General features: G+C 72.8%; 8 protein-coding genes. 3 read left to right on the top strand and 5 right to left on the bottom strand.

The features are described 5' to 3' along the window. Positions 1-62: 62 nt before the first annotated feature. The 4 genes from JNL41_RS11655 to JNL41_RS11640 form a co-directional block, all read right to left on the bottom strand. Entirely contained in the window at positions 63-2,333 is a 2,271-nt protein-coding gene (locus tag JNL41_RS11655; protein WP_293475097.1) for a xanthine dehydrogenase family protein molybdopterin-binding subunit, read from the bottom strand. Beyond that, the gene (locus JNL41_RS11650; RefSeq protein ID WP_293475095.1) at positions 2,330-3,295 is read right to left on the bottom strand and encodes a xanthine dehydrogenase family protein subunit M; all 966 of its coding nucleotides are present in this window, start codon (positions 3,293-3,295) and stop codon (positions 2,330-2,332) included. Before JNL41_RS11650 ends, JNL41_RS11655 begins: the two co-directional genes overlap by 4 nt. Continuing rightward, the gene (locus tag JNL41_RS11645; RefSeq protein WP_293475093.1) at positions 3,292-3,795 is read right to left on the bottom strand and encodes a 2Fe-2S iron-sulfur cluster-binding protein; all 504 of its coding nucleotides are present in this window, start codon (positions 3,793-3,795) and stop codon (positions 3,292-3,294) included. The genes JNL41_RS11650 and JNL41_RS11645 overlap by 4 nt, the downstream gene beginning before the upstream one ends. A gap of 152 nt (positions 3,796-3,947) precedes the next feature. Next, positions 3,948-4,220, bottom strand: a complete 273-nt coding sequence (locus tag JNL41_RS11640; RefSeq protein WP_293475098.1) for a BolA family protein — start codon at positions 4,218-4,220, stop codon at positions 3,948-3,950. A 52-nt stretch (positions 4,221-4,272) separates the two neighbouring features. Here JNL41_RS11640 and JNL41_RS11635 point away from each other — a divergent pair, with 52 nt between their 5' ends. Continuing rightward, a complete protein-coding gene (locus tag JNL41_RS11635) occupies positions 4,273-4,923 on the top strand; it encodes a DnaJ domain-containing protein (protein ID WP_293475091.1) in 651 nt (216 codons plus the stop codon). On the opposite strand, the gene JNL41_RS11630 is transcribed toward JNL41_RS11635, so the two are convergent. Continuing rightward, entirely contained in the window at positions 4,920-5,936 is a 1,017-nt protein-coding gene (locus tag JNL41_RS11630) for a methyltransferase (RefSeq protein WP_293475089.1), read from the bottom strand. The genes JNL41_RS11635 and JNL41_RS11630 overlap by 4 nt on opposite strands. 122 nt (positions 5,937-6,058) lie before the next feature. On the opposite strand from JNL41_RS11630, the gene JNL41_RS11625 reads away from it, so the two are divergent. Both JNL41_RS11625 and JNL41_RS11620 read left to right on the top strand, forming a co-directional pair. Then, positions 6,059-7,456, top strand: coding sequence for an SLC13 family permease (locus tag JNL41_RS11625; protein ID WP_293475087.1), 1,398 nt, complete (start codon positions 6,059-6,061; stop codon positions 7,454-7,456). Between the two features lie 62 nt (positions 7,457-7,518). Further along, positions 7,519-7,992 (top strand): MBL fold metallo-hydrolase (locus JNL41_RS11620; RefSeq protein ID WP_293475085.1); only part of this gene is annotated, 474 nt, incomplete at its 3' end.

Here is a 7,992-nt window from a genome sequence, read left to right as displayed (position 1 = left end):
TATTCCCGTTTCCGCATAGCTGTTCTGCGGAACGGCGATCGGCGGAACGAGACCGCCGGATCTCAGAGCCCCTTCGCCATCAGCGCCGCCAGCAGCTTGTCGGGCGTGATCGGATAGTCCCGCACCCGCACGCCCACGGCGTTGTAGATGGCGTTGGCCACCGCAGCGCTGGCGCCCGAGTTCCCGAGTTCGCCCACGCCCTTGATGCCCATCGGGTTGGCCTTGTCGTCCACCTCGTCCAGCATGATGGCGTCGAGGTCGCCGATGTCGGCCTGGGCGGGCACGAGGTACTGGGCCAGGTCCTGGTTGATCAGCGAGCCGTAGCGGTGGTCCACCGCATTGCCCTCGGTCAGCGCCGCGCCGACACCCCAGATCATGCCGCCGGTGAGCTGGCTCTTGGCGGTCTTGGCGTTGAGGATCCGCCCGGCGGCGAAAACCCCCAGCATCCGGCGCACCCGCACCTCGCCGGTGACCACGTCGACCCCGACCTCGCAGTAGTGCGCCCCATAGGTCTGGGTGCTCCAGCGCTGGGCGTCCTGGGCCGGGCGGATCTCGCCCTCCACGGTCATGCCCTCGGGCGCCGCGCGGCGGATGAGGTCGCTGAGCGTCTCGGAGCGGTTCTCCAGCGCGATCACGCCGTCCTGGAAGGTCACCGCCTCGGGGTCGCCGCCGTGCAGCGGCGAGCCGGCGTCGCCGACCGCCAGCTCGGCGATGGCGCGGCGCAGGTTCACGCCGGCCGCCAGCGCCGCAGAGCCGGCCGTGGCCGCGCCGAACTGGCCGCCGGAACCGGGCGCGGGGGGCAGCTCGCTGTCGCCGATCTCGACGATCACCTTGCCCAGCGGCACGCCCAGCGTCTCGGCCGCGATCTGGGCCAGCACCGTGTAGGTGCCGGTGCCGATGTCGGTCATGCCCTGCCGGACCGTGATGGTCCCCTCGGCGTCGACCGAGAAGCTGCATTTGGCGGGCAGGAGGAAGTTGCCCCGGATCGCGGCGGCCATGCCCAGGCCCACATGCCAGCGCCCATCCCTCACCTGTCCGGGCGTCGGCAGGCGCCGGTCCCAGCCGAAGAGCTGCGCGCCCTCCCTCAGGCAGCGGACAAGCTGGCGCTGCGAGAACGGGCGGCCGTTCTCCGGGTCGACCGGGGGCTCGTTGACGATCCGGAGCTGGACGGGGTCCATGCCGAGCTTCTCGGCCAGTTCGTCCATGGCCACCTCGAGGCTCATGGTGCCCGAAGCCTCGCCGGGCGCCCGCATCGGGCCCGCATGCGGCAGGTCCAGTTTCACCAGCCGGTGGCCGGTCAGCCGGTTCGGCGCGGCGTAGAGGGCGCGGGCGAAGTTCGAGGCGTGCTCCGTGAACGCGCCGTCCGAGTGGCAGTGCGTCCAGGTCATGATCGAGAAGGCGTTCAGCCGGCCGTCCTTTTCCGCGCCCAGGCGAACGCGCTGGAGCGTCGCCGGACGGTGGATCGTGCCGTGCATCATCTGCTGGCGCGTGAAGGCCACCTTCACCGGGCGGCCCAGTTCGCGGGCGGCCAGCGCCGCCAGCGTCAGGTCGTCGTAGGTCTGGCCCTTCCCGCCGAAGCCGCCGCCGATGTAGCGGGTCAGCAGGCGGACGTCGTCGCGCCCGATGCCCAGCGTCTCGGCCAGGCCGTGCTGGGCCGGCTTCACCATCTGGACCGAGGTGTGGACGACGCAGCGGTCGGGTCCTTCCCACCAGGCCAGCGAGGCGCAGGGCTCCATCTGGCAGTGGTTCTGGATCGGCGTGGTCCAGGTCTCGTCCACCCGCACCGGCGAGGTCTTGAAGCCGGCCTCGAAGTCGCCGACCTCGACGTCCTTCTCGCCGGGCGGGTCGACGGCGTCGATCAGGCGTCCCTGGAAGTCCACGTTCGGGGTCTCGGCGTCGTAGCTGAGCTGCACGAGATGCGAGGCGGCGACTGCGTTCTCCAGCGTGTCGGCGACCACGAAGGCCACCGGCTGGCCCCAGTAGGTGACCTGGTCGCCATCCAGCGCCGGCCTCGAACCCGCGGTGCTCCGCGGATGGGCCTTGGCGCCCTTGGCCGGCTGGGCGGGGACGTTCTCGTGCGTCCAGACGGCGAGTACGCCCGGCGAGGCCTTCGCGGCCGCGAGGTCGGCGCCGGCGACCCGGCCGCGGGCGATGGTGGCGCCGATCATCACGCCGTAGGCCGGCGGCGACGGCGGCTGCACCTCGTAGGCATAGGGCGCCGTGCCCGTGACCTTCAGCGGCCCTTCGTAGCGATCGACGCCCTTGCCGATCAGGCCGGCGCGGTTCGCCTTGACCGGATTGGGCGTGGCTTCCCAGTCGGTGACCGAGCTCATGCGCCCCTCCCGCCCATCTTGTTGTTTCGCGCTTCGTCGACGGCCGCCGCGGCGAGGCGGGCGACCAGCGGGATCTTGAAGTCGTTGCGGCCCCGCGGGCTCGCGCCCTCCAGTTCCCGGCCGATGGCCTCGGCGGGGGAGGCCCCGGCCTTGAGCGCGCCTTCGGCCTGCGACGCGCGCCATGGCTTCAGGGCCACCATGCCGAACGCCAGGTTCCCGCCGGCCACCGCCACGCTGGCGAGGCCGCCGGCGTAGGACGCCCGGTCGCGGACCTTGCGGTAGGCCTGCCCGCCGGCCGGCGGCGGCGGCAGGGTCACCGCGGTGATCAGTTCCCCCGGCACGAGGACGGTCTCGACGTGGGGCATGTCGCCGGGCAGGCGGTGCAGGTCCGTCACCGGGATCGAGCGGGCGTCACCCGACGGCGAGACGGTCTCGACGCGGGCGTTCAGCGCCGCCAGCGCCACGGCCATGTCCGAGGTGTGGGTAGCGATGCAGGCGGTGCTGGCGCCGAAGATCGCGGCGTTCCGATTCAGGCCCTCCAGCGCGCCGCAGCCCGAGCCGGGCTGGCGCTTGTTGCAGGGTTTCGAGGTGTCGTAGAAGTAGGCGCAGCGGGTCCGCTGGAGCAGGTTGCCGCCGACGCTGGCCTTGTTGCGAAGCTGCGGCGAGCCGCCGGCCAGGATCGCCTGCGACAGCACCGGGTAGCGCGCGCGGACCTGCGCATCGGCGGCGACGGCGGTGTTGGTCGCCGCGGCGCCGATCGTGAGGCCGCCCTCGGGCGTGGGCGCGATCGCCGCCATGGGCAGACGGCCGACGTCGATCAGGTGCGCGGGCTGCTCGATCTCGAGCTTCATCAGGTCCAGCAGGTTCGTGCCGCCGGCGATGAAGCGCGCGCCCCTGGTCAGCGCTGCGGCCTTGGCGGCCGCCGCAGGGCTTTCCGCCCGCTCGTAGGTGAACGCCTTCACGCCATCTGCTCCGCGGCCTGGCGGATGGCCGCCACGATCTGCGGATAGGCCGAGCAGCGGCAGATGTTTCCGCTCATCCGCTCGCGGATCTCGTCGTCGGTCAGTTCCGGCCGGGCGCCCGGCGGCGTCTCCTGACTGGGCTGGCCGGCTTCCAGCTCGGCCAGCAGGCCCAGCGTCGAGCAGATCTGGCCGGGCGTGCAGTAGCCGCACTGGAACGCGTCCTGGTTCAGGAACGCCGCCTGCACCGGGTGCAGCCTGTCGGGCGTGCCGACCCCCTCGATCGAGACGACCTCGTCGCCGTCGTGCATGACCGCAAGCGACAGGCAGGCATTGATCCGCACGCCGTTGACCAGGACCGTGCAGGCCCCGCACTGGCCGTGGTCGCAGCCCTTCTTGGCGCCCGTGAGCTTCAGGATCTCGCGCAGCGCGTCGAGCAGCGTCGTGCGTGGGTCGAGGTCGAGCGACCGCGCCTCGCCGTTGACGGTGATGGTCGTCCGCAACCCGTCCCCTCCTCATTCACCCGCTCATCCCCCGCGCATGCGGGGACCCAGGCTTTTCTTGTCTCTCGCCTCCCCGGCGCCGCGACCGAGGCCGGCCACGCTGGAGCAGCAAGTCTGGCTCCCCGCATGCGCGGGGACGAGCGCAGTTTAGGTCAGCCCTCGCCCGGCGCCAGCGCCTTGACCGAGAGCGCGTGCAACGGCCCGGCCAGTTCGTCGGCCAGGGCATGGTAGACCAGGCGTTGCCGCGCCACGCGGGCCACGCCCGCGAACGCCGGCGACTCGATCGTCACGTTGAAATGGCTCTCGCCGCCTTCGCGCGCGCCGGCATGGCCCGCGTGCCGGTCCGAGTCGTCGACGATCTCCAGCCGTATGGGCTGGAAGGCCGCCGTCAGCTTCTCCTGAATGGCATCAAATATGGCGCCCATCGGCGACACCTTCAATTCTTGTACGGAAGTTTCTGCGCCTCATACTCCGCGCATGCCCGGCGCGTTTCAATACAAGCCCAAGTTCGTGGATATCCGCATCCGGCCGCCGTCCGAGAACGACGCGTCGGCGGAGGATGTCCATGCGCTGAAGCCGGGCGAACGCGCCTGCGACCATCCCGGCTGCCGCCGGGCGGCGACGGCGCGGGCGCCGAAGGCCCGCGACCTGCTGCACGAGCACTACTGGTTCTGCCAGCCGCACGCGGCCGAATACAATCGCAACTGGAACTTCTTCGCGGGCCTGCCCGAGGCCGAGGTCCGCCGCCGCCAGCAGGAAGAGATGATGACCGGCGGCCGTCCCACCTGGGAGATGAAGGCCGGCCGGATGAGCCGCGAGAGCGCCGCCTTCACCGCCAAGTTCGGCGCCGGCCAGGGCTATCGCGACCCGTTCAACATGTTCGGCGGCGGCGGGGCGCAGGCGCGCCGGCCCGAGCCGCAGGGGCGCAGCCTGGGCAAGATCGAGCGCAACGCGCTGGCCGACCTCGACCTCGACGAGGACGCCGACGGCCCGAAAATCCGCGCCCGCTACACCGAGCTGGTGCGCAAGCTCCACCCCGACGCCAACAACGGCGACCGCGCGGGCGAGCACCGCCTGCAACGGGTCATCCGCTCGTACCAGGCGCTCCGCAAGGCAGGCATGGTCTAGCGGGGCCTGGCCTCGATGAGGCGGCGCGGCGCGGCGGTGCGAATCACCTGCAGGAGCTCGAAGCCGGCCTCGGCCAGCAGGTCGCGGTACTGCGCCTCGGTGCGTTCGCGGCCGCCGTTCCGGACCATCATCAGAAGGTCGATCATGGCGTCGTTGCGGTCGAGGACGCCGGCGGCCGGCTGCTCGGCGAGCACGCGCTCGACGAGCACGAGCCGCGCGGCCGGGGTCATGGCGCGGCGGACGGATTGCAGCAGCCTCAGCGCCGCCTCAGGGGGCCAGTCGTGCAGCACGGCGGAGAGCACGTAGACGTCGCCGCCTCCGGGCACGGCGTCGAAGGCGTCGCCGCCGACGGCCTCGCAACGGCCGGCAAGGCCCTCCTGCGCGATGAACGCCCGCGCCTTCTCCGCCACGGGCGGCAGGTCGAAGACCAGGCCGCGGGCCTGCGGATGCGCCGCCAGGATCTGCGCCATCAGCCGACCGACGCCGCCGCCGACGTCGATCACGAGCCCTGCGAACGGATAGGCCGCCGCCGTCACCGGGCCGGTGGCGTCGGCCATCGCGGCCATCGACGCGTCGAACTCCGCGGCCAGCGCCGGATCGCGGGCGTAGAGGTCGAAGCTGGCGCCGACGCCCAGTTGATGGGTCACCGCGGGCAGGCCGCCGCGCACCGTCTCGTGCAGGCCGCGGACGCTCTGCCAGATGTCGTCGCCGGCATAGTTGCGCGCGATCGGGCCGAAGCCGCCGGGACCGTCGCCGAGCCGGGCGCCAAGGTCCGTGAGGCGGAAGCGGCCGTCGGGCTCCAGCACGGCCAGATCCAGCGTCGCGGCCGCGCGCAGCAGGCGCTCCAGCGCATCGGCGGCCACGCCTGCCGATGCGGCGAGGTCGCCGGCGCGGTGCGCGTCATGGCCCATGCGGTCGGCCAGCCGCAGCTCCGCGAGCGTGCGCGCCACCTGTGCGGCCATCCCGCCCAGCAGCAGCCCCATCAGCCGTGTCGTGGGCGTCTCGTCGGCCATCGTCGTCCCTCGCAAGCCACAGGCCGGAAAGCGGATGACGATTCCGGCCACCCCGCCTAGCCTCGCCGGCGCACGGGGTCACGACGCACGGGGTCACGGCGCACGGGCGCGCGGAGGGGCGGATGAAGGTCTGGGGGCTGGCGGCCGGCGCGGCCGTCTGCGCGCTGATGGTGCTGGCGCCGGCGCCGCAAGGTCTCAGCCCAGAGGGCTGGCGGGTCGCCGCGGTGCTGGCCCTGGTGCTGATCTGGTGGCTGACCGAGGCGCTGCCGCTGGCCGTGACGGCGGTGACGCCGTTCATCCTCTATCCGCTGCTGGGCGTGGCGCCGGCCGACCAGGTCGCGCGCTGGTACGCCTCGCCGCTGATCGGGCTGGTGTTCGGGGGCGCGATGATCGGGGTGGCGCTGGCCAAGTACGGCCTGCACCGCCGGTTGGCCCGCGTGGCGGTGCGGCTGGGCGGCGGCGGGCCACGGCGGCTGGTGCTGGCGCTGATGATCGCCTCGGCGCTCATCGGCATGTGGATGGTCGCCACCATCGTCACGATCATCATGCTGCAGGCGGCGGTGGCCGTGCTGGCCGCGGCGCTGCGCGACGACCCGGACTCGCACGATGCGCGCCAGTTCACCCGCGCCGTCGCCATCGCGGTGGCCTACGGCGCCGGCATCGGCAGCCAGGCGAGCCTCGTGGCCGCGCCAGCCAACGCCATCGGCGCGGGCCTCATCGCCGAACAGACCGGCTACCGCATCGAATTCGCCGAGTGGCTGACCTACGGCCTGCCGTTCGCCGCGGCCGGCCTCGCGGTGGCGTGGCTGGTGATCGTGGGCGTGGCCTTCCGCTTCCGCGTCGCCCTGCCCGACCGTGCGACGCTGGTCGCGGCGCTGGACGGCGGCGACGAGGCGCCCGGGCCGCAGGGCCGCGTCCTGGCCGTGGCCATGCTGGCGCTCCTGGGCCTCATCGCCCTGCCCTGGGCGAAGCCGTACCTGCCGCAGGTCACCGACGCGGCGGTCGTGCTGACGGCGGCGCTGCTGCTGTTCCTGCTGCCGAGCGGGGCGGCGAAGGGCGAGCGCCTGCTGAGCTGGGACGACACCAGGTCCGCGCCCTGGTCGGTGTTCTTCGTGATGGGGGCTGCGTTCGTGCTGGCGGCGGGCCTCAACGAGACGGGGCTCGCCAGGTGGCTGGCCGCCCCGCTGGGCGGGCTGGCAGGCGCGCCGGTCTGGCTGGCGTTCCTGGGGCTGGTGGCGGGCTTCGCGCTCCTGACGGAGGTGGTAAACAACTTCGCCTGCACCGCCATCGCGGTCCCCGCCGCCGTGGTGGTGGCGACCGCGCTGGGGACAGATCCCGTCCCGTTCGCCGTGGCGGTGACCCTGGCGTCGGGCGGCGGCTACATCGTGCCGGGGCCGCCCTGGCTGGCGCTGGCGGTGGGTGTGCCGGGCGTGCGGCCGGCCGACCTGGCGCGGGGTGGCGTCTGGATGGTGGCCATCGTGCCGGTGCTGATCGCGCTGGCCTGCCTCGTCGGCCGCTAGCGCCCTCGCCCCGCATGCGGCAAGGTCGCGCCGACGCCGCAAAGAGCGCGATGGGTGGGAAGATGCATGCAGGTTTTCGGGGCGCCGCGCGCCTCGTCGGTTCCGTCCTGGCCCTGACGCTGCTCAGCACAGGCGCGGCCCACGCGGCCAAGGCGCCGCCGAAACAGCTCGAACTCTACGCCATCGACTGCGGCCGCCTGCCCGTCCCGAACGCCGACGGCTTCGCGGACGACGGGTCGTACAAGGGCCTGTCGCGGACCCTGGTCGTTCCCTGCTACCTGATCCGCCACCCGAAGGGCGACCTCGTCTGGGATACCGGCACGCCGGCGTCGAAGGAGGCGCTGCTGGGCGGGCTGAAGGCGCTGGACCTGGAACCGGCCGACATCGAGTTCATCTCGGTCTCGCACAGCCACTTCGACCACATCGGCAACGCCGGGCTGTTCGCCGGCTCGACCTGGATCGTCGACCCCGACGAGAAGGCCTACGCCTTCCGGCCGCAGTCGCGCGCCGCCGGAGCCCAGTTCGCCGCCTACTCG

The organism is Phenylobacterium sp. (assembly GCF_016793285.1).
Classification (GTDB): Bacteria; Pseudomonadota; Alphaproteobacteria; order Caulobacterales; family Caulobacteraceae; genus Phenylobacterium.
The sequence above is the reverse complement of the archived record's forward strand: the minus strand, read 5'-3'. Positions and strand labels throughout refer to the sequence as shown.